Annotated in this window: 13 protein-coding genes and 3 rRNA genes; 7 read left to right on the top strand and 9 right to left on the bottom strand. The window is 63.0% G+C overall.

Translation table 11 applies throughout. The annotated features are described in order from the left end of the window. Nucleotide 1: 1 nt before the first annotated feature. From BUS42_RS14510 to BUS42_RS14495, 4 genes are all read right to left on the bottom strand, one after another. Nucleotides 2-2,152, bottom strand: a complete 2,151-nt coding sequence (locus BUS42_RS14510) for a xanthine dehydrogenase family protein molybdopterin-binding subunit (RefSeq protein ID WP_074307520.1) — start codon at nucleotides 2,150-2,152, stop codon at nucleotides 2-4. 3 nt (nucleotides 2,153-2,155) lie between these two features. After that, complete coding sequence (locus BUS42_RS14505) at nucleotides 2,156-2,797, bottom strand: (2Fe-2S)-binding protein (RefSeq protein WP_074307519.1); 642 nt, start codon at nucleotides 2,795-2,797, stop codon at nucleotides 2,156-2,158. A 283-nt stretch (nucleotides 2,798-3,080) separates the two neighbouring features. After that, complete coding sequence (locus tag BUS42_RS14500) at nucleotides 3,081-3,530, bottom strand: OsmC family protein (protein WP_074307518.1); 450 nt, start codon at nucleotides 3,528-3,530, stop codon at nucleotides 3,081-3,083. A gap of 276 nt (nucleotides 3,531-3,806) precedes the next feature. Then, nucleotides 3,807-5,999, bottom strand: coding sequence for an arylsulfatase (locus BUS42_RS14495; protein WP_074311052.1), 2,193 nt, complete (start codon nucleotides 5,997-5,999; stop codon nucleotides 3,807-3,809). A 227-nt stretch (nucleotides 6,000-6,226) separates the two neighbouring features. Between BUS42_RS14495 and BUS42_RS14490 the strand changes: the two genes are divergently transcribed. From BUS42_RS14490 to BUS42_RS14470, 5 genes are all read left to right on the top strand, one after another. Further along, nucleotides 6,227-6,481 (top strand): hypothetical protein, encoded by a 255-nt coding sequence (locus BUS42_RS14490; RefSeq protein WP_074307517.1) that lies wholly within the window; start codon nucleotides 6,227-6,229, stop codon nucleotides 6,479-6,481. 738 nt (nucleotides 6,482-7,219) lie between these two features. Next, nucleotides 7,220-8,733, top strand: a 16S ribosomal RNA gene (locus BUS42_RS14485). A gap of 620 nt (nucleotides 8,734-9,353) precedes the next feature. After that, a 23S ribosomal RNA gene (locus BUS42_RS14480) occupies nucleotides 9,354-12,163 on the top strand. Between the two features lie 251 nt (nucleotides 12,164-12,414). Continuing rightward, a 5S ribosomal RNA gene (rrf, locus tag BUS42_RS14475) occupies nucleotides 12,415-12,523 on the top strand. The 16S, 23S and 5S rRNA genes sit together here, the layout of an rRNA operon. Nucleotides 12,524-12,966: 443 nt before the next feature. Further along, nucleotides 12,967-14,334: a transposase gene (locus BUS42_RS14470; protein WP_074304734.1), complete on the top strand. Its 1,368-nt coding sequence runs from the start codon at nucleotides 12,967-12,969 to the stop codon at nucleotides 14,332-14,334. A 220-nt stretch (nucleotides 14,335-14,554) separates the two neighbouring features. On the opposite strand, the gene BUS42_RS45100 is transcribed toward BUS42_RS14470, so the two are convergent. Then, nucleotides 14,555-15,067 (bottom strand): sulfurtransferase, encoded by a 513-nt coding sequence (locus tag BUS42_RS45100; RefSeq protein WP_254053510.1) that lies wholly within the window; start codon nucleotides 15,065-15,067, stop codon nucleotides 14,555-14,557. After that, on the bottom strand, nucleotides 15,064-15,417 hold the full coding sequence (locus BUS42_RS45095) for a rhodanese-like domain-containing protein (RefSeq protein ID WP_254053509.1): 354 nt from the start codon (nucleotides 15,415-15,417) through the stop codon (nucleotides 15,064-15,066). Before BUS42_RS45095 ends, BUS42_RS45100 begins: the two co-directional genes overlap by 4 nt. Before the next feature lie 148 nt (nucleotides 15,418-15,565). On the opposite strand from BUS42_RS45095, the gene folP reads away from it, so the two are divergent. Next, nucleotides 15,566-16,417, top strand: a complete 852-nt coding sequence (gene folP, locus BUS42_RS14460; protein ID WP_074307516.1) for a dihydropteroate synthase — start codon at nucleotides 15,566-15,568, stop codon at nucleotides 16,415-16,417. Continuing rightward, nucleotides 16,414-17,691 (top strand): glutamate-5-semialdehyde dehydrogenase, encoded by a 1,278-nt coding sequence (locus BUS42_RS14455; RefSeq protein WP_074307515.1) that lies wholly within the window; start codon nucleotides 16,414-16,416, stop codon nucleotides 17,689-17,691. The genes folP and BUS42_RS14455 overlap by 4 nt, the downstream gene beginning before the upstream one ends. Before the next feature lie 115 nt (nucleotides 17,692-17,806). On the opposite strand, the gene BUS42_RS14450 is transcribed toward BUS42_RS14455, so the two are convergent. From BUS42_RS14450 to BUS42_RS14440, 3 genes are read right to left on the bottom strand one after another with little or no spacing between them, the layout of a single operon-like run. Continuing rightward, entirely contained in the window at nucleotides 17,807-18,145 is a 339-nt protein-coding gene (locus tag BUS42_RS14450) for a GlsB/YeaQ/YmgE family stress response membrane protein (protein WP_074307514.1), read from the bottom strand. A gap of 36 nt (nucleotides 18,146-18,181) precedes the next feature. Continuing rightward, on the bottom strand, nucleotides 18,182-18,718 hold the full coding sequence (locus tag BUS42_RS14445) for a hypothetical protein (protein WP_074307513.1): 537 nt from the start codon (nucleotides 18,716-18,718) through the stop codon (nucleotides 18,182-18,184). A gap of 38 nt (nucleotides 18,719-18,756) precedes the next feature. Further along, a complete protein-coding gene (locus BUS42_RS14440; protein ID WP_074307512.1) occupies nucleotides 18,757-19,626 on the bottom strand; it encodes a hypothetical protein in 870 nt (289 codons plus the stop codon). Between the last annotated feature and the right edge of the window lie 424 nt (nucleotides 19,627-20,050).

Here is a 20,050-nt window from a genome sequence, read left to right as displayed (position 1 = left end):
GTCACGCCTCCCCATTCTTTGAAGACTTCATGGCCAGGGCGTTGAGCACGTTCCGGGGGGACATCGGCCATTCGGCGACCCGAACGCCGATGGCATTGGTCACGGCGTTGGCGATCGCCGCGGCCGTCGAGACCGTGGGGGGCTCGCCCACGCCGATCACTCCGCGTTGCTTTTGGTCGTACGGTTCGTAGCACCGCACGATGATCTCCGGGATGTCGGAGGCGCCGGCGATCTTGTACATTTCCATGTCGGGGTTGAGCATGACGCCGGTGGTCGGGTCCATCACGCGCTCCTCGAAGAGCCCGTAATTGAGGCCGCCGATCACGCCACCGTAAACCTGGCTCTCCCAGGTCTGCTTGTCGATGACCAGGCCGGTGTCCTGAATCGCGACGATCTTGTTGACCCGGACCACGCCGGTTTCAATGTCCACCGACACGTCCGCGAACTGGCAGCCGCCGACGCCCGAGGAGGCGAGGCTCTGGTCGAACTCGCCGATGACCGAGATGGGCATCATGCCGAGCTTGCGGCACGCGTCCTTCCAGGACATCTTGACCTCGCCCTTGACCAGCAGCTTGCCGCCGGCCAGCGAAAGGTCATCGGGGGTGGCGTTGAGCGTGGGGGCGAGCTTGGCGAAGAGCGCGTCGCGGGCTTTGATCGCGGCCTGATAGGTCGGCGGGCTCATCGACGGCGTGGTCGTCGATCCTCCCGAGCCTTGTCCCGGCGGGAATGTCGAGTTGCCGATATTCGAATGGATCTCGGTCGGTTCCAGGCCGAGCACCTCGGCGGCGATGATCGCTAGCACGGTCCGGGCGCCGGTGCCGATGTCTTGCGTGGCGCTCTTGACCTCGACGGAGCCGTCGGGGCTGATCGTACAGTTCACCTGGTTGCCGGCCACTCCGCGGCCGCCCCAGGTATGCAAGGCCATCCCGAGGCCGCGCTTGATCGGCCCCTTGCCATTCGTCCCGCGCGGCTTGCGGTTGCTCCAGCCGATCAGGTCAGCCCCGATCTTGACCTCGGCCTCGTAGACCGGCTTGAGGTCCGGCTTCTGATCGGCGGGGAGATTCTTGAGCCGGAACTCGAGCGGGTCGATCCCGATCTTGTCGGCCAGGTCGTCCATGGCCGCTTCCATGATCGAGCAGCCTTGGGGGTGGCCGGGAGCGCGCATCGCGCGGACCTTGCCGGCATTGACGAAGACTTCGGTGTGGCCGCGGGAACTATTAGGAATTTCGTAGATATAAGGGAGTGGGAACTGCGATCCGCCTCCGAGTCCCCCGGTCCCGTGGGTCTCGGCGATCATGGAGACGATCTTGCCGTCCTTCGTCGCACCGAGCACGACATGGCCCGAGGCGCTCGGCCGATTGCCGGCCGCCAGGTGTTCCTGGATCCGGTCGAGGAACATCCGGACCGGTCGTCCCCCCGCCTTCTGAGAAAGCTCGGCGGCGGCCAGACCCCAGATGTCGGCCCCGAACTTGGAGCCGAAGCCTCCGCCCATCACCTCGGTCAGGACGGTGACGTTCGACGTCGGGACGTTGAACTTGCCCGCGAGTTCGCCGGCCACGGTGCGAACGCTCTGGGTGCTCGCCCAGGCGACGAGCTTGTCCTCGCTTTCCCACTTGGCCGTCAGCCCGTGGGTCTCCAGGCAGACGTGGGTGATCACCGGCAACGAATAAGTCGCCTCGATCGTCACGTCGGCCGTCTTCATCGCCTCATCGGGTTTCCCTCGCGTGATGGCGCGGGCCTTGCGGGTGTTCCCCCCCTTGACGATCTCGGGCGCCTCCGGGGCCATCGACTGGGCCTCGGTGACGACGTGGGGGAGGATCTCGTACTCGACCTTGATGGCGCGGGCGGCGTCGCGGGCCTGCTCCTCGGTCTCGGCGGCCACGGCGGCGATGTCGTCGCCCTGGTACTGGACCTTCTTGCCCGCCCCGGTGATCACGAGCACGGCCTTCACGCCCGGCAGCTTCTCGGCGGCCGAGGTGTCGATCGAGACGATCGTGGCATTGGCGTGAGGGCTATAGAGGATCGTGCCGAAGAGCATCCCTTGGGGATGCATGTCGGAAGGGTATTTTGCCTTGCCCGACGCCTTGGCCATGCCATCGAGCCGGGGGATTCGGGTGTTGATTAGTCGCGGATTCTCGGGCCAACTCGCCATCGGTCAGGCTCCTTTCATGGCTTTCGCCGCGGCGAGGGCCGCCTGGAAGACGCCAATGTAGGTGCCGCAGCGGCAGATGTTGCCGTCGAGGCCACGCTTGATCTCTTCGAGCGTCGGCTCTTTGCCCTTGTTCTTATCGAGGTACGACTTGCACGCGGTGACGAATCCAGGAGTGCAGTAGCCGCACATCAAGGCATCGTTCTGGTGGAACGCGTGCGCGACGCTCGACTCGCCGGTGTCGAAGCTCTCCAGGGTCTCGATCGTCTTGCCCTGGCAGGAGACCGCCAAGGTGGTGCACGAGTAGACCGGAGCGCCGTCGATGATCGCCGTGCAGGCCCCGCAACTGGCGCGGTCGCAGACCCGCTTGGGGCCGGTGACGTCCAGCCGGTTTCGCAAGGTGTCGAGCAGGGTGCTCCGCGGCTCCACGGTGCAAGTCTTGGCCTCGCCGTTGACTTGCAGCGTGAGCTTGACTTCGCCGGATAGTACCTTCGGCTCTGCCGCTTCAGCCGCCTGCGCCTCCTCGAGCGCGGTGGTGGCCTGGGCCGTCAGCACGGCCGAGGCCGCCGCGAGACCGGACCCCCGCAGGAAGTCGCGGCGGCTAGGCCCTGACGGGCCCCCCTGGTTTCTGGGATCGTGTTCTGTCATCGCGCGAATCTCCCAGGATCATGGCAACCCCCGCCCGACCGACCGGCGAGGCTAGACGCACAGCCCGAGCGTGAACGCTGAACTATCTCAGCCCCACCATCGCTTCGCAAGCACCCACCGCGCCTGTCTTCAACCTTTTCTCATGACAGAGAATGGCTGATGGCAAGACTTTGCGATTTGTCGCGGGGAGATCCGCGGGTTAGGTAAAGCGGAGCTCAGTCTCCGATGCATCCATGAGCTTATGCTCGCGAATGGCAGAGCGTGGTCGCGGTCGGTGACCCGGTCAGGGCGACTCGACGGTGACCTCGGTCTTGACCGAGTTCGCGATGAAGCAGGCGTGGTGCGCCTGCTCATGCAGAAGGCGGAGCTCGTCGGCGGTCGGCGTCTTCTCACCGCCAAAGGTCAGTTCCGGGCGGAGCGTCACCCGAACGATCGCCAGGCGGCCCGCGTCGTCCTTGGCGAGCACGCCCACGGCGCGATCGACGTAGCCGTCCACCACGTACCGCTTCTTGGCGGCAATCGCAAGAAACGTGAGCATGTGGCAACTTGAGAGGCTGGCGACGAACGCCTCCTCGGGATCGACGCAGGATTCATTTCCGAGATAGGCAGGGGCCGCCGAGGCCCTGACGGTGATCCCCGCATCGAACGTCCAGTCGTGGTCCCGGTTGTAGTTCTCGTAGGCGAAGTCGGGTGTTTCCCGCTTCCAGGCGATGGTGACTGTATGCTCCGACATCGTGCTCGAACTCCTTGAGAAACCTAAAGAGGTCAATCAAAAGCGGTGCTTCGTCGAGGATGACCGTCCGTGGGGCGCCATCGGTTCCGGTCGCATTCCGCCTCCCTCAAGATGGGTTCTGGAGGCGCGAGTGCCTTGATCGCGAGCGTATTATAACGGTCGCAAGCCGAGGACTCCTGAGCCCACACAAACCAAAAGAAAAAGGACCCCGAACTCTTTCGAGCTCCGAGGCCCCCAGTTCAGAACCGGATCCAGGTGCGCCGTACCGAGTTACTATTACTTGTCGCCCACCTCAACCACGACGGACTCGATTTTGCCGGCATAAGCGGAGGGAGATTCGTAGGGACCGACGGGCCCGTTTGCATCGCGGCCCACTTCGAGGCCATCGACTGGCATTCGGGGCACAAGCTTACCCGGCACAGGGTCAGCGGCCGGCTTGCCGTCGACCTCGAGCGAGAGCGTTCCCTTCGGGGCCAGTCGGGCGATGACCGTATGCTCGCCCGTGGTCAATTCGGGGCCGACGACCCGGGAGGTGCTTTCGCCGGCTCGGACCAGGAAATGCGGTCGACCGGATTTCACGAACAGGGTGAAGCCGTTGACGGTTCCTCCCTGAGCGACGATGACGCCATCCGCCTGCGTTTCACTTGTTTGGAACCGGGCGCTGAGCGTGAACGGCTGACCGACGATGGCCGGGGCCTGGGAACGCTCGAGTCGATCGCCCGCCTTGAGGGCGAAGTGACGCTCCCGGCTGAGGCTTCCCTGGGTGGATTCCTCGGCCCGCCAGGCACCCAGCGGCAAGACGTCGGCCCGCGCGGCGTAGGCATCCCACTTGGCGGCCAACGCCTTGACCCGGTCGGGCTGTGCGGTGGCCAGGTTATTCTGCTCCGTCCGATCGACCGAGATGTCGTACAGCTCCCAAGGCTCGTTCTCCTTGGCCACGAGCTTCCACTTCCCCTCGCGAACCGCGCGGTTGCCTTCGTGTTCCCAGAAAATCGGCTGAGTTCGGTCCAATGGGGCCCCGTTGAACGCGGGACGCAGGCTCACCCCTTCGCGCGGCTTGATGCGCTGGCCGTCCACTTCGGTCGGATAGTCGGCGTTGGCGAGGTCGACGCAGGTGGCCATGATGTCGATCAGGTGGCTCGGCTGTCGCTCGAACCGACCCGCGCGATCGCGGCGAATTCCCGAGGGCCAGTGGGCGATCAAGGGAGTCGAGATTCCCCCTTCGTGGGTCCAGTGCTTGTATTCCCGGAACGGGGTGTTGCTCACGTTCGCCCAACCCCGACCGTAGGCAATGTAGGTGTCGGCCGGGCCGGGCAAGACCCCGGGGCCCGTCTTGACCCAGCGGCCGTCGCGCGTCTGCATCGGCGGCGAAGTCTTGGTTTGCAACTGGTCGGGGCCCAGCGGTTTCAGGTCGGCAGGTCCGTCGCCGTTAGCCGAGCGCCCGGTGTTCTCCGCGCAGCCGCCGTTGTCCTGCAAGAACAGGATAAGCGTCTTGTCGAGCTGCCCACTCGCTTTCAACTGGCCCACGATCCGCCCGATCCCCGCGTCCATCGTGTCGACCATGGCGGCGTAGACCTCCTTGCAGCGCGCCTCCCATGCCTTGTCCTTGACGTCTTCCCAGTTGTCGGACCCGGGGGAAAGCGCGGAGTCGGCCGCGATCAGGCCGCTCTCCTTCATCCGGCGAAGCCGCGCTTCGCGTCCCTCGGTGTACCCGGCGTCGAACCGACCTTTGTACTTGGCGATCGCCTGCTCGGGCGCTTGCATCGGCCAGTGAGCCGCAGTGTAGGCGACGTACAGGAAGAACGGCTTTTGGGGCGATTCCGCCCCGTGCTGCTGCAAGTACTTCACGGCGTTATCGGAAATCGCGTCGGTGTAATAATAGGAGTCGGGCGTGTACTCGGGGTCGTTCGCGACGGTGATGACATTGTTTTGCCGGCAGAGGGTGCCCGGGTCGTAGTAGTTCCCCGCCCCTGCGATCGTGCCATAAAACTTCTCGAACCCACGGCCGAGCGGCCACGAGGCCCGATCGGCGTTCGCGTCGATCAATCGCGTGACGTGCCACTTCCCGCACATATAGGTGCGATAGCCCGCCGGCCGAAGCGCCTCGGCGATCGTAACCGACTGCCGGTTCAAGACTCCGCGGTAGCCGTCATGCCCGCGGTCATTCATCATGTGCCCGATCCCCGCCTGGTGCGGGTACAAGCCGGTCAAGAGCGAGGCCCGGGTCGGGCAGCATCGTGCGTTATTGTAGAACTGAGTGAATCGAACCCCGTTCGAAGCGAGTGCGTCGAGATTCGGAGTCGCGATCTCCCCGCCGTAACAGCCCAGGTCGGAATACCCCATGTCATCGCTCATGATCACGAGGATGTTGGGCCGAGAGTCGTCGGCTGCCGAGGCCGGGGCCGCGGCAAGACCGATTCCCCCCAGCCCGAGGCAGGTCAGAACCAAACCAGACCGAAATCCGCGCATCTCAACCCCTGAAGTTAACGACCGATGAGCCACCATGGTGCAAAACGACCCGACGGCGAGGCGCATCAAGATCGCCGGGGTCATACTCGACAAATCTTATCGAATTCGTGATGGTTGCAAAAGGCTCGATCGCGACGCCTGCGATTGAGTGCGAGTTGGCCCCCGGAACCCATAAACTCTGCTAGGATGCCCTCGAATACCGCCATTTCCCTTGAGGACTGTTTGCCATGATGACCTCCCTTCTTAGTCGTAAAGATCGCCTGATCCGGATCGACCCGCGGGAAGCGGACGACCTCATTGCCCTGCTCCAGTTGGTGGGAATCCCGTGTGGGGCGCCAACCGCAGGGTCGCAACCCGGCGAGGTGTGCATCCCGTTGCCCAGCACCGTGGGAGATGCCGAGTTGGGGCGTGCTGAGGCGATCCTCCTGGAATTCAACCGGATGCGTTCCACCCGAGCGATGCACCACGCGCAAGATAACTGACCGCGGGTTTACGACGGCGGGTAACGTTTCGTGTGGGGTGGGCAACAAAGCCACCAGGCTTTACCGGAGAGGGTAGGGGGGGGCCGTCCGCCCCTCGAGAAGCCGATGGTTTGAATCCATGCTTGCGGATTCCCGTTGGACACGCTCCAAACTCGGCCTGATGGGCTTTCCCATTCAAGGGCGAAACCTGGTGGGCCGTGTCCACCCGACAAGAGGGAGCAGGCGGGCGGACACGTGGTCGCCGCCCTCGGTTCGCGAAAAGGGGAGCGATTCGGCAGTGGAGTGTTGACCTTCGGAGCCAACCTGCTATTATCTCCCTTGTCGCCTGTGTCACCACGGGTGACAACGAAACGGCCGGCTGACCTGGCGGCGGGAAACCGACGACCAAGACAGCGGGCCGCGATGTTGTCGGTAGGGTCGGCCGGCGTGACACGCCTTCACAGGCAAGTCGCTCCGGCCAATTGCTTCGGCGGCAGCTTCGTTCTTTGACAATCCGGTCGATCGTGGTTCTTGTGGTTAAAGAGAACCTTTGAGGGAAGCCGGCGTGGAGCCGTTTGAGTCGTCTCGACCCCGTTTGGTTGGAGGTCGAATCGCGACGGAGACGGATCCAACAGCCAACAGCACGAGGGAGCAGGGGCTTGCCCCGGTGCCCTCGAGCTGCGACCAGTTAGCAAATTCCTCAACCCTTTGGAAGGTGAGGACCGGATCTTCGGCTCTTCGGAGTCGGGGAGACGACCAATCTCGAAGGGTTTGATCCTGGCTCAGAATGAACGTTGGCGGCGTGGATTAGGCATGCAAGTCGAACGGGCCGCAAGGCCAGTGGCGCAAGGGTGAGTAAGGCGACGGTAACCAACCCCAAGATTGGGTATAGCCGCGGGAAACCGCGGGTAATCCCCAGCGACGCAACGACACCGGCATCGGTGTTTTGCCAAAGCTTCGGCGTCTTGGGACGGGCTGTCGTGGTATTAGCTTGTTGGCGGGGTAATGGCCCACCAAGGCTGCGATGCCTACCGGGCGTGCGAGCGTGGCCCGGCACACTGGGACTGAGACACTGCCCAGACTCCTACGGGAGGCTGCAGTCGAGAATCTTCGGCAATGGGCGCAAGCCTGACCGAGCGACGCCGCGTGGAGGATGAAGGCCTTCGGGTTGTAAACTCCTGTCGAGGGGGAAAAAGGGTCGAAAGGCCTTGATTGATCCCTGGAGGAAGCACGGGCTAAGTTCGTGCCAGCAGCCGCGGTAAGACGAACCGTGCGAACGTTATTCGGAATCATTGGGCTTAAAGCGCGTGTAGGCGGATTCGTGCGTCTGTCGCTGAAATCCCCCGGCTCAACCGGGGAAGGGGCGCGGATACGACGAGTCTGGAGGGGCATAGGGGGACCTGGAACTTCCGGTGGAGCGGTGAAATGCGTTGAGATCGGAAGGAACGCCCGTGGCGAAAGCGAGGTCCTGGATGCCTACTGACGCTGAGACGCGAAAGCCAGGGGAGCGAACGGGATTAGATACCCCGGTAGTCCTGGCCGTAAACGATGGGTACTGGATAGGGGGCTCGCCGATGGGCTCCCTGTCGTAGGGAAACCGTGAAGTACCCCGCCTGGGGAGTATGGTCGCAAGGCTGAAACTCAAAGGAATTGACGGGGGCTCACACAAGCGGTGGAGTATGTGGCTTAATTCGAGGCTACGCGCAAAACCTTATCCCAGGCTTGACATGCACGGATTAGCCGGCGGAAACGTCGGTGAGGCCGCAAGGTACAACGTGCACAGGTGCTGCATGGCTGTCGTCAGCTCGTGCCGTGAGGTGTTGGGTTAAGTCCCCTAACGAGCGAAACCCCTGTGTCTAGTTGCCAGCACGTAACGGTGGGAACTCTAGACAGACCGCCGGCGTTAAGCCGGAGGAAGGCGGGGATGACGTCAAGTCCTCATGGCCCTTATGCTTGGGGCTGCACACGTACTACAATGGGGCGGACAGAGCGTTGCTAGGCTGCAAAGTCACGCTAATCGCAAAAACCGTTCCTCAGTTCGGATTGCGGGCTGCAACCCGCCCGCATGAAGCTGGAATCGCTAGTAATCGCGGATCAGCATGCCGCGGTGAATGTGTTCCTGAGCCTTGTACACACCGCCCGTCAAGCCACCAAAGCGGGGGGCATCCGAAGTCGCCGGAGCCGCAAGGCAGGCGCCGAAGATGAAACCCGTGATGGGGACTAAGTCGTAACAAGGTAACCGTAGGGGAACCTGCGGTTGGATCACCTCCTTTCTAAGGATTTTTCTTAGAAAATCTCGGCTCTGAGGATCGTTCGACGTGGCTTCGGTCACAATGACGATTCAAGAAGGGCCGCATCGGCACCGTCTCCTTGATCAGATGGTATTTACGCCGGCTTCCCACGAAGGTTCTCGAACCACACACACGATCGACCAGGGAGGGGACCCCTCATCCGAGGGGTCCTTTCGCTTTCTTCCGTTTGCGTTGCACTGCTGGGTGCGGGGCGGGACCGTACGCGGTTTCGCCCCCTGGCCAGCGGCCAGTGCGGATTCTCAGGAGGGAACTTCAAGGCTTCGGCCTTGCGGGTCCGTCGTGGGAGTTCGGTCAGCTCTTTTTCAATTCGGTGGTTAGATCACGCAAGTGAGAACCGCAAACGAAGTGGTCGTGGCAGACCAAAGTAGAAGAATCTCTCCACAATACAGTGGAACCCTTACGGATGCGTGAGAGTCGCTTGCTGCGAAGCAACCGACCTCACATTGGGATCGTTACCCAAGTGAGAGTGACTCCTGCGTCGCGAGACGCTGGGCACTCGATCGAAGAGAGATCGGGGACTGACCCCTCGCCAGTCTGGCCGTCGAGTTTCTTTTGGGAAACCGCGGCGTCCGGATCGGCGTGGTCAAGCTCCTAAGGGCACGGGGGGGATGCCTAGGCGTCATCAGAGAGACAGGCGTGGAAGGCTGCGATAGGTCCAGGGGAGTTGCCCAACGAACGTCGATCCTGGAATGCCTGTAGAGACCCGGGGAACTGAAACATCTCAGTACCCGGAGGAAAGGAAATCAACCGAGACTCCCTCAGTAGCGGCGAGCGAACGGGGATCAGCCTAAACCGAGTGGGACACCACTCGGGGTCGTGGGGCCGATAACATGGGATGAGTGAGCGTCAGCTGAAGTCTCCTGGAACGGAGCGCCAGAGCGGGTGATAGCCCCGTAAGCGACGATGCAACCTCCCCTCTTCGGTACCCGAGTAGGGTCGGGCACGTGAAACCCGGCCTGAATCGGCGGGGACCATCCCGCAAGGCTAAGCACTCGATGACGACCGATAGCGAACCCAGTAGGGCGACCGAACGGTGGGAAGAACCCCGATGAGGGGAGGAGACTGAACCTGAAACCCCGTGCCTACAAGCGGTGGGAGCGCGATGTCTCTTCGGAGACCGCGTGACCGCGTGCCTTTTGCATAATGATCCGGCGAGTTACTGTATCCGGCCCCAGGTTAACCCCTTCAGGGGGGGAGCCGTAGCGAAAGCGAGTCTTCATCGGGCGCCATAGTCGGGTGCAGTAGACGCGAAACCAGGTGAACTACCCATGGGCAGGTTGAAGCGACCCTAACCGGTCGTGGAGGACCGAACCCACCAGTGTTGAAAAACTGGGGGAGGACCCGTGGGGAGGAGTGAAAGTCTTATCAAACCTGGAGATAGCTCGTTCTCTCCGAAATGGCTTTAGGGCCAGCCTCGGGACATATCACGCGGGGGTAGAGCGACGGAATTCGGTAGGGGGGCTTCCCGCCTACCCTCCGAAACCCAACTCCGAATACCGCGTGACGGACCCCGGGAGTCAGAACGTGGGGGATAAGCTTCACGTTCAAAAGGGAAACAACCCAGACCGCCGACCAAGGCCCCCAAATCGACGCTCAGTGGCAAAGGAAGTGGGATCGCGGTGACAGCCGGGATGTTGGCTTAGAAGCAGCCATCATTTCAAAAGTGCGTAACAGCTTACCGGTCGAGCCATCCCGCGCCGAAAATGACGGGGACTAAGCGTCGTGCCGCAGTCGCGGATCAGGTCAAACTGATGGTAGGAGAGCGTCGCCCACCGCAACGAAGCAGAATGGAAACGATCTGTGGAGCGTGGGCGAGTGCGAATGCCGGAACGAGTAACGACAAGACAGGTGGGAAGCCTGTCCGCCGAAAGCACAAGGTTTCCTGGGGAAGGTCAATCCGCCCAGGGTCAGTCGGGACCTAAGGCGAGGCCCAAGGGCGTAGCCGATGGACAGACGGTTAATATTCCGCCACCCGATGGTAAGGTTGAACGACAGAGGACGCCGGTTTCAGTCAGGTCGGGGTGCTAGAATACTCCGTGCCGCAAGGCCGACAGCATTCGATCTGGAAGCCTGATGCCAAGCCGGCCACGAAAAGCCCTGTCGGGACGAACCATCCGGCCCGTACCGCAATCCGACACAGGTGTGCTAGGCGAGTATCCGAAGGCGTTCGGGAGAACCCTCGTGAAGGAACTCGGCAAAATGACCCCGTACCTTCGGTATAAGGGGTGCTCTCCGTAAGGAGAGCCGCAGAGAATCGGCTCTAGCGACTGTTTATCAAAAACACAGGACTCTGCCAACTCGCAAGAGGACGTATAGAGTCTGACGCCTGCTCGGTGTCGGTAGGTTAAGGGAGCCGATGAGGCGTAAGCTGAAGTTGGCGACCGAAGCCCCGATAAACGGCGGCCGTAACTATGACGGTCCTAAGGTAGCGAAGTTCCTTGTCGGGTAAGTTCCGACCTGCATGAATGGCGTAACGACTGGAGCACTGTCTCCACGAGGGACCCGGTGAAACTGTAGCCGTGGTGAAGATGCCACGTACCCGCGGTCAGACGGAAAGACCCCGTGAACCTTTACTGCAGGTTGGCATTGGGTCAGCGTCCTTTCTGTGTAGCATAGGTGGGAGGCCGTGATCCGGCGGCGCCAGCCGTCGGGGAGCCATCGGTGAAATACCACCCTGAAATGACTCTGATCCTCACCGGTCCGTAGCCCGGACCGGGACCATGCTCATCGGGCAGTTTGACTGGGGCGGTCTCCTCCCAAAGAGTAACGGAGGAGTGCAATGGTACCCTCGGCCAGGTCGGCAATCTGGCAACATGAGCGCAAACGTAGAAGGGTGCCTGACTGCGAGACCCATCAGTCGAGCAGGGACGAAAGTCGGCGTTAGTGATCCGGCGGTGCTGGATGGAAAGGCCGTCGCTCAACAGATAAAAGGTACTCCGGGGATAACAGGCTGATCTCCCCCGAGCGTCCATAGCGGCGGGGAGGTTTGGCACCTCGATGTCGGCTCATCGCATCCTGGGGCTGGAGAAGGTCCCAAGGGTTTGGCTGTTCGCCAATGAAAGCGGTACGCGAGCTGGGTTCAGACCGTCGTGAGACAGGTCGGTCCCTATCTGCCGTGGGCGTAGGAAACTTGCGAAGGGTCTCCCCTAGTACGAGAGGATTGGGGAGGACCGACCTCTGGTGTACCGGCTGTTCCGCTCGGGGCATCGCCGGGTAGCTAGGTCGGGAAAGGATAAGCGCTGAAGGCATCTAAGCGCGAAGCCCTCTTCAAGACGAGGTTTCCAGCACGCAAGTGCGAAGGCTCCTGGAAGACGACCAGGTCGATAGGCCGGGAGTGCACGGCGAGTGATCGCCGCAGCCGACCGGTCCTAACAGCCGATCGCTTGACCACCCCGATCCGTCCGCCGGCTCCCTTGATCGGGACTCGAATCGGACAGGAATCAGGGTTGCATCATTCACCGATCGCATTCGATCGATCACACGGCGACGGATCCCATCCAATACGGGGACCACGCGTCGTGAAGAGACTCGAAGACGGTTGGTCATGCCCATCGAAACGCGCGGTTTGAGCTTGCGTGATGACCACACGAATCTGAACGACTGACACGTGCTCGGCAGGCTTGATCGCTTGCCGAGTGCTTTTCCGGCGAACATACTGACGGGGTCCCACCCGTTCCCATTCCGAACACGGCCGTTAAGCCCGTCAGGCCCATGATAGTGCCTTTGGCGCGAAAGTCGGTGATCGCCGGAATCCTTCAGCAACGCCCCGATCCTTCTTCATTGAAGGGTCGGGGCGTTTTTTATTGCGCGCTGGTTTGTGTGAAGCATTTCGCTCGCCCGTAAGGCGAGCGAATCCCGCCCGCGGTCCCAGGAAGCTCATGGCGGGAAACCCTAAGCACGTGGACCTGGTCTTGCTTTGCATTGAATCATGTACAAGCCCTGGGTGCCACGGGTTGTACCCCACCCGTGAGCCAAAAGCCCAGGCGATCGTTCACGGATTGAGTACAACCCGTGGCACCCAACGTCAGTAACTCGGCGTCGTCAACAACGGATGTAACTCTCACCGGACCAGAGAATTACTGCCGCTCCGTGGCTGCGGTTCGTTCGAGAGAAGGGGGGGCAAAAAATCGCCGTTCTTCGTCATGATGGGTGCGGCTAGCAACCGGCACTCACCTGGATTGAGGAAGAACGGCGATGAAGGCAGCTCGGACGCTGCAAGGCTTGCAGCAACCGCAGTCGTTGATCGGCTATGTCCGACAGTTTCTCACCCCGACGGTCTGGAAGCAAGCCCGAGGGGTTGTTCCTCAAAGGCGGTCGGCGCCGCGGTGGGATCTCCAGCCACTGGTCGTGGTCATGCTCGCCATGACCTGGGCCACCGGCGACTCCGAGTCCGAGAGGTTTGAGAAGGCCCGGGGATACTACGTCGCCTGCCATGAGTCGCGAAGACGCCCGGGAAAGACCCTCGTCGGCTTCCAGAAAGCGATGCGACGCGTCCCCATGCGACAACTCAGGGCGTTGGCCGCGGGGGTTCGGCAACAGATCCACGCCCGACTGGGGTCGCGGCGGATTGTCGACGGCTTCGAGCCGATGGGCTGCGACGGCTCGCGGATCGAGTGCCCCCGCACCCCCGAGTTGGAACGGGGACTCGGGCAGGCCGGCAAGAACGACGCGGCCCCCAACGTCTGGCTGACGGCGTTCGTCCACTTGCCCACGGGACTGCTTTGGTCGTGGCGACTCGGCCCGGGCACCGCGGCCGAGCAAGAGCATTTGAGGCACTTGCTCGCCACCCTCTCGCCCGAGGCCCTGATCGTCTGCGACGCCGCTTATATGGGCTTCGATCTGGTCCGGGCGATCCTCGGTGTCAAGCGATCGTTCCTGTTCCGGATGTCGTCGCGGGTCGACCTCTACACCCTCGAAGTGGCGAACCTGGAGGATTGGACCGAAGGCCCTGTCTTGTACTGGCCGAACTATGTCCAGAAGAAAGGGGAAGCGCCGATCCAATGCCGCTTGATCCGGATCCCGGCCAAGGGCAAGGGTAAGGGGTCGGTCAAACGCGACGTCTGGCTCCTGACCGACGTCCTCGACCCAGCCCGGATGTCGGCGGCGACGGCCGCCAAATTCTACCGCTGGAGATGGCGTAATGAAGGACTATTTCGCACATACAAGCGTATAATCAATAAATTGAAACTCGCTAGCCGCACGGTGGCCTTGGTGCATCGCGAGGCCGAGTTGTCACTGCTGGCCACGCAGATCCTCCTGGCGCATGCCGACCTGGCGCTTCGGCCGGCGTCGGCGTCGGCGACCGATGGCCCAGTGATCAGCCCCCGCAAAGTTCTGATCGAGATCCGCAAGGAGATCGACGCGGCCGTGAAACCCAAGGCCAAGTGTTACCACAAGCGACTCGCGGGCTGCCGCGCCGGGTGCCGGAAGCAGAAGAGCCCGAAAGCCACACGCAAGTGGCCTCGTCGCAAACCGCATAAGCCGCCGAAACCGCCTGTGCTCCACACCCTGACTCAGGAACAGAAAGCCTTGCTAAACAAGCACATGAGTGCAGTAGGATGAGGCATCAGTAATCGACGTTGCGTGGCACCCAACGGCGATTGCAACACCGCGGTCGCCCATCAGAAAACCAAAGAAACCCGAAACCAACGGCTTAGCGAGTGGTTTTGCGGAGGGGAACAGGGAGCTGACGCTCCCCGCTCGCCTTACGGGCGAGCGAATTCTTGAAGTGACCTGTCTTGTCCACGTTGAGGCTCGAACCGACCGGGGCTTGCCAGTTCGATCATGGGCTGATCGGTAGGTCGAGTCGGGGGCCCCACTCGTTCCACGAACCATCATAGTTGGTCAAGTTGGTATAGCCGAGGCGCGCCAGATTGAACAGGACGACGGTAGCGGCGACGCCCCCGTTGCAGTAGGCGATCGTCGGTTTCTCGGGGACGACGCCACGCTCGACCATGCGGCGGCGGATTTCGTCAAGGGGGAGGAAGCCCCCTTCCGGGTCGAAGAAGAGCTCGCGAGGAACGTGGACGGCGCCCGGGATATGGCCCCCGCGCGGCCCTCGACGTTTGGCACCGGTGAACTGGCCGGCGTCGCGGGCATCTAGGAGTTGGAGCCCGGGCGATTCGAGCCGGGCCAGGACCTTGGCGGCCGTGGTGCGCCACGAGGGACGGACCCGGGGCTCGAACTGTGCACGAGAGACGGTGACCGGTCCCGTCTCGACTTCACGTTCCTCCTCGATCCAGCGGTTCCAGCCGCCGTCGAGAACGCTCACTGCGTCATGGCCGTAGTAGGTCAACGCCCACCAGAGTCGGGTGGCGAACTGCCCCCCATGTTGTCGACGGCGATGACATGGGTCGACTCGTCGACCCCGCGCTCGGCCATGATTTGGGCGAATCGTTCCGGAAGAGCGATCTGGGCCGGGACGGGGTCGTCGGGATCAATGATATCTTTGGTCCAGTCGACGTAGACCGCCCCCGGAATGTGGCCGGCGAGGTATTCGTCGATCGCACCGCGATAGGTCGCCTCCTCGACCCCCGGCTCGAGGGGGCGCGTGGTGACGGAGCCGCGAACGTCGATCACGCGAACGTTCGGGTCGTGAATATGGTCTTCCAGCCAGTCGGTCGTGACGAGCAGGTCGTGGGGCATGGTCGAGGTTCCCTGGCGAGGGGGCGTGGCGAACACGTAAGATCAGAAGAGGGTATCGCGCGTCGTGTGTCTTTGGGAACGGCCGTTTTCGCCTCGTCGGATTCAAACGGCGATCGCTGGAAGTGGCCAGGACGGGAGAGGCGGGTCGATGATCAGGACGTGGGAGGCGCGGGGCCGGATGGTAGTGGCCGATCGAGTGCCTCGGGTGATGGGGATCGTCAACGTCACGCCCGACAGCTTCTCCGACGGCGGTCGCGCTGAGACGCTCGATGACGCGGTGGAGCAGGGTGTTCGCCTCGTCCACGAGGGGGCGGCGATTCTCGACATCGGCGGCGAATCGAGCCGGCCGGGCTCCGAGCCGGTCTCCCTCGAGGAGGAGTTGCGGCGCGTCGTCCCCGTGGTCGAGGCCTTGGCAACGCGGGTGGACGTCCCGATTTCGGTCGATACGACCAAAGCCGAAGTGGCTCGCCAGGCATTACAGGCGGGGGCGGCGATCGTCAACGACATCAGTGCGCTCGGCTCGGATCCGGAGCTCACGCGTGTGGTCGTCGAGGCGGGTGCGGGGGTCGTGCTCATGCACATGCAAGGGGTGCCCCGTACGATGCAGGCCGACCCGCGCTATAATGACGTGGTCGGGGAGGTGCTCGAGTTCCTCGAACGTCGGATCGCCTGGGCCGAGGCCATCGGGATCCCACGCGCGCGGATCGCGATTGACCCGGGGATCGGGTTTGGTAAGACGGTCGAGCATAACCTGTTGATCTTGCGGAACATCGATCGCTTTGCCAACCTGGGCTGTGTCGTCCTGATCGGAACGTCGCGCAAAGGGGTGCTCGGAGTGTTAACCGGGCGACCGGTGGGGGAGCGAGGGGCGGCGACCGTGGCCTCATCGCTTGCGGCCGGAGTGGGAGGGGCCAGCGTCGTTCGGGTCCACGACGTTGCGCCGATGGTTGATGCGATCAAGGTCTGGACCGCCATTCGAGGCTGGGACGAGGTACGATGAGCCAGGTAATCGAGGTCGACCAACTGTTGCAGGATTCTCGGGAGCTCGCCGACCGGGCGAAGGCCGCCGCCCGTCGGATGGCGATCGTCTCGGGAGCGGCGAAGGACGCCTGGCTGAAGCGTTCGGCGCAAGCGCTCGTCGAGCGTGCGGCGGAGGTCATCGAGGCCAACGCTCGCGACATCGCCGCGGCTCCAGGCTATGGGCTGACCGCCGCGGCGATCGATCGCCTGACTCTGAACCCGAAGCGAATCGAAGAGATGGCCAAGGGGCTCCTCGAAATCGCCGCACAGACCGACCCGATCGGCGAGGTGATCACCTCGAGCCGGCGCCCGAACGGCCTGCAAGTGACCCAGGTTCGGGTCCCCTTGGGCGTGATCTTCATGATCTACGAGAGCCGGCCCAACGTCACGCTCGACGCGGCCGCGCTCTGCGTCAAGAGCGGCAACGCAGCCATCCTGAGGGGGGGGAAGGAGGCGATCCACTCCAATCGCGCCTTGCACCGGGTGCTTGCCGACGAGTTGGCCTCGTGCGGTCTGCCGGAAGCGGCCGTGCAGCTTGTGCCCACGACCGACCGCGCCGTGGTCGGGCATTTGCTCCGGATGCCGGACAGGATCGACCTGGCGATTCCGCGAGGGGGTGAGAGCCTGATTCGCCGGGTGGTCGACGAAGCCGAGATGCCGGTCTTGAAGCACTATCAGGGGAACTGCCACATCTATGTCGATGCCGAGGTCGACCAGGCGATGGCGGTCCGGATCGTCGTGAACGCCAAGACGCAACGGCCCGGCGTCTGTAACGCCGCCGAGACCTTGCTCGTCCACCGTGACGTGGCCGCGAGCTTCCTCCCGCGCGTGGCTGAGGCCCTGATTGCGCAGGGGGTCGAGCTGCGTGGGGACGAATCGAGCCGTCAGATCGTTCCGATCATGTCGGTGGCCGAGCCGAGTGACTGGGATACCGAATACCTCGAGAAGATCCTGGCGATCGGCGTGGTCGACTCGATCGATGCGGCGATGACCCACATTGCGCGTCATGGCTCGGGGCATACCGAGGCGATTTTGACCCGCGACCTGGCCTCGGCTCGGCGGTTTGTGGACGAGGTGGACAGCTCGGCGGTGGTCGTGAACGCGAGCACGCGGTTCAACGACGGCGGGCAACTTGGCCTGGGTGCGGAGATCGGCATCAGCACCGACAAGTATCACGCCCGCGGTCCTTGCGGCTTGCGCGAATTGACCAGCACCAAGTGGGTCGTCTATGGCGACGGCCAGATCCGCGAGTGAGCCGAAGAACCTTCGCGCTTCGTCTTGGTTCGGAGCGTCTCCCCGCTATTGAGAAACCCGGTCGCGCGGTGGCGACCGGGTTTCTTGTCGAACGGGAAACGAAGTCGGTTCAGCTTCAGCCGTTGGGGCCTCGTGACAGGTCGTCGAAGACGGCCTTTTTGTAGTCTTCGTTCTTGGCCGGGCTGGACTCGGTGGGACCGCGGTTCGCGGTGGCCATATAGTAGAGCACCAGGAGCAGGATCGACCCACCGACCGCCGAGGCCCAGGTCATCAGGCTCCCCGAGGTGTCGAACCCCATCGCGCGGCCGATGAAGCCGCCCGTGAGTGCGCCGCCGATGCCGAGCAACATCGTCCAGAGCCAGTTCATTGGGTCACGGCCCGGGTGCAGCAGTCTTGCGATCGCTCCGGCCACCAGGCCGAATACGGCCCAGCCGATGATGTCGCCAATACCCATGGGTAAGTCTCCTGAGTTGAACGGGAGTGAGCGGGGTCAACGGTCATAAGAGCGGTTCAAAAGCTTGCCCGCGATCACTCCGACCAGGGCGGCGACGAGGGGCTTGCTGAGCCATCGCACGAAGAACGGCTTATCGGCGACGACTCGCTTGAACACCTCGGGATGGTTCTGTCGCGAATATTCCGCGAGCTTGGCGACGTCGTCGGGGCTGGCCTGGTTGGGGTCGCCCGAGCCCAGGCCGAGCATCTTCTGGAGCCATGACGGCGCCAACCCACGCTGTTGCAACTCGCTCATCAAGTCTTGGACGATCTCGGCGCGTTCGCTGGGCTGCATCTTTTCGGCGGCCGCGCGAAACTGGGGTGCGGCCTGCTCGGAGGAGAGCCGTTCGGGGTGAAACGTCTCGCCCACACCCGCCTCCACGTCGCCCCGCGGGGCCCGCGTGGAGAAATTGTCGAAATGCTCGAAGCGATCTTCGTCGTCGTCATTGCCACTACCGCCACCGCCGCCACCGGAACCCTTGGACAATTGCTCGAAGACGGCGGACTTGTAATCCTGATTGCCCCACTGCGGCATCTTGGGCCTCCACTTGCCTGAAGCTTTGGGTGACGTGTTCACTTTTCCCAGCTAAGACGGCCGTCCGCGCTCATCCGGGCCCTGCCGATCTTTTCCCCCTCGGGGTCGAAGACCGTGGCCATCAGCTCGCGGCGGGGGAATTCTTTCATCGCCCCTTCGAGGAGCGAGCGCGTCAACTCGGGCACATCGGTCGGCCTCGTTTCGCGCGTGACGCCGAACCAGAGTCGGCCGTGCCGTTCGAGGTCGGCCTGAACGTAGCGGAGATAGGTCTTGCCATGCTCTTCCGCCCACTCCGCGAAATTCCGGTCTGCCTGGGTCGAGCCACCGCGCGTCAGAGGGGCGGCCGAGGCCGGTCGATCGCGCTCCGCGGTGTTGCGGTTCGCCGTGTCGTCCGACTGTGCGGTGTCGTCGCGCCGGGTTGCCGATTCCCCTTCATGAGCAATGCGATATTGCACCCCGTGATCGGGGTGATAGATCGCCTTGAGGATCGGGGCGCCGCTGGGGTCGTACATTGACAGCGTGAGCGGCTGGCCCGGGAAATCCTTGCGGGCCCCCGCCATCAGGCTCTTGGTCAGGGGGAGTGTGTCGTCCGGGGTGACCGAGTTGTCGAGCTCGACCCGGATTTGGCCCCCCACCTTGGCGTTGACCGAGGCCTGGCGAACCATCCCGCCCGAGTTCTTTCGGAGGAACTCGGCGAATCGACGGTCATCGGCCGTCACTCCCGAGAAGCGGGCCTGGTCCTGGTCGACCGAGGCGGCATCGCGTCGCGACGAGACCGGCGGCAGTCCGGGGCGCTGAGAGGTCCGATACGCGGAGTCTCGTGCCGGGGCCGGAGCCGAAGGAGCCGGAGCGCAACCCGGCATAGCGCAGGCGAAGACAACCAGGGCGTTGAGAATACGTCGGCTCAAGGTGGTCTACCTCCTGGAAGTCGGGGATGAAACACGTCTCAATGTCAAAGCAAACGATGTGCCGGATTGATCGTGTTCTGAATCGAGCCCCACGCCGTGGCGATCCCACTTGCCTGGTGAGGAGTGAGATCGGCCGCGGGATCCAAAAGGCCAAGGCAGGGGGGAGAGTCGGGTGGGCACGGTCTACCCGGTTTCGCCTTTCAGAAGGAAGGGTTATCCACCCTGGCCAAGTCTTCTGTCGCATGGCTTGGTGGGCGGTGCCTACTTGAGAGGAGGCTTACCTGACAAGAGAACGTCGAAGACGGTGGGCCGTGCCCACCCGACGAGAGGCCGACTCATGGACTCAGGCCGCCAGGGCAATGCTCAGGGAAATCGAGACAAGGGCTAGGAGAGCGGGAGGTGTCGATTCGTAATTTTAAAAGAA

Origin of the sequence: Singulisphaera sp. GP187, assembly GCF_900129635.1 — a bacterium.
In the GTDB taxonomy this organism is placed as follows: domain Bacteria; phylum Planctomycetota; class Planctomycetia; order Isosphaerales; family Isosphaeraceae; genus Singulisphaera.
This window is presented reverse-complemented; position numbering and strand designations above follow the sequence as displayed.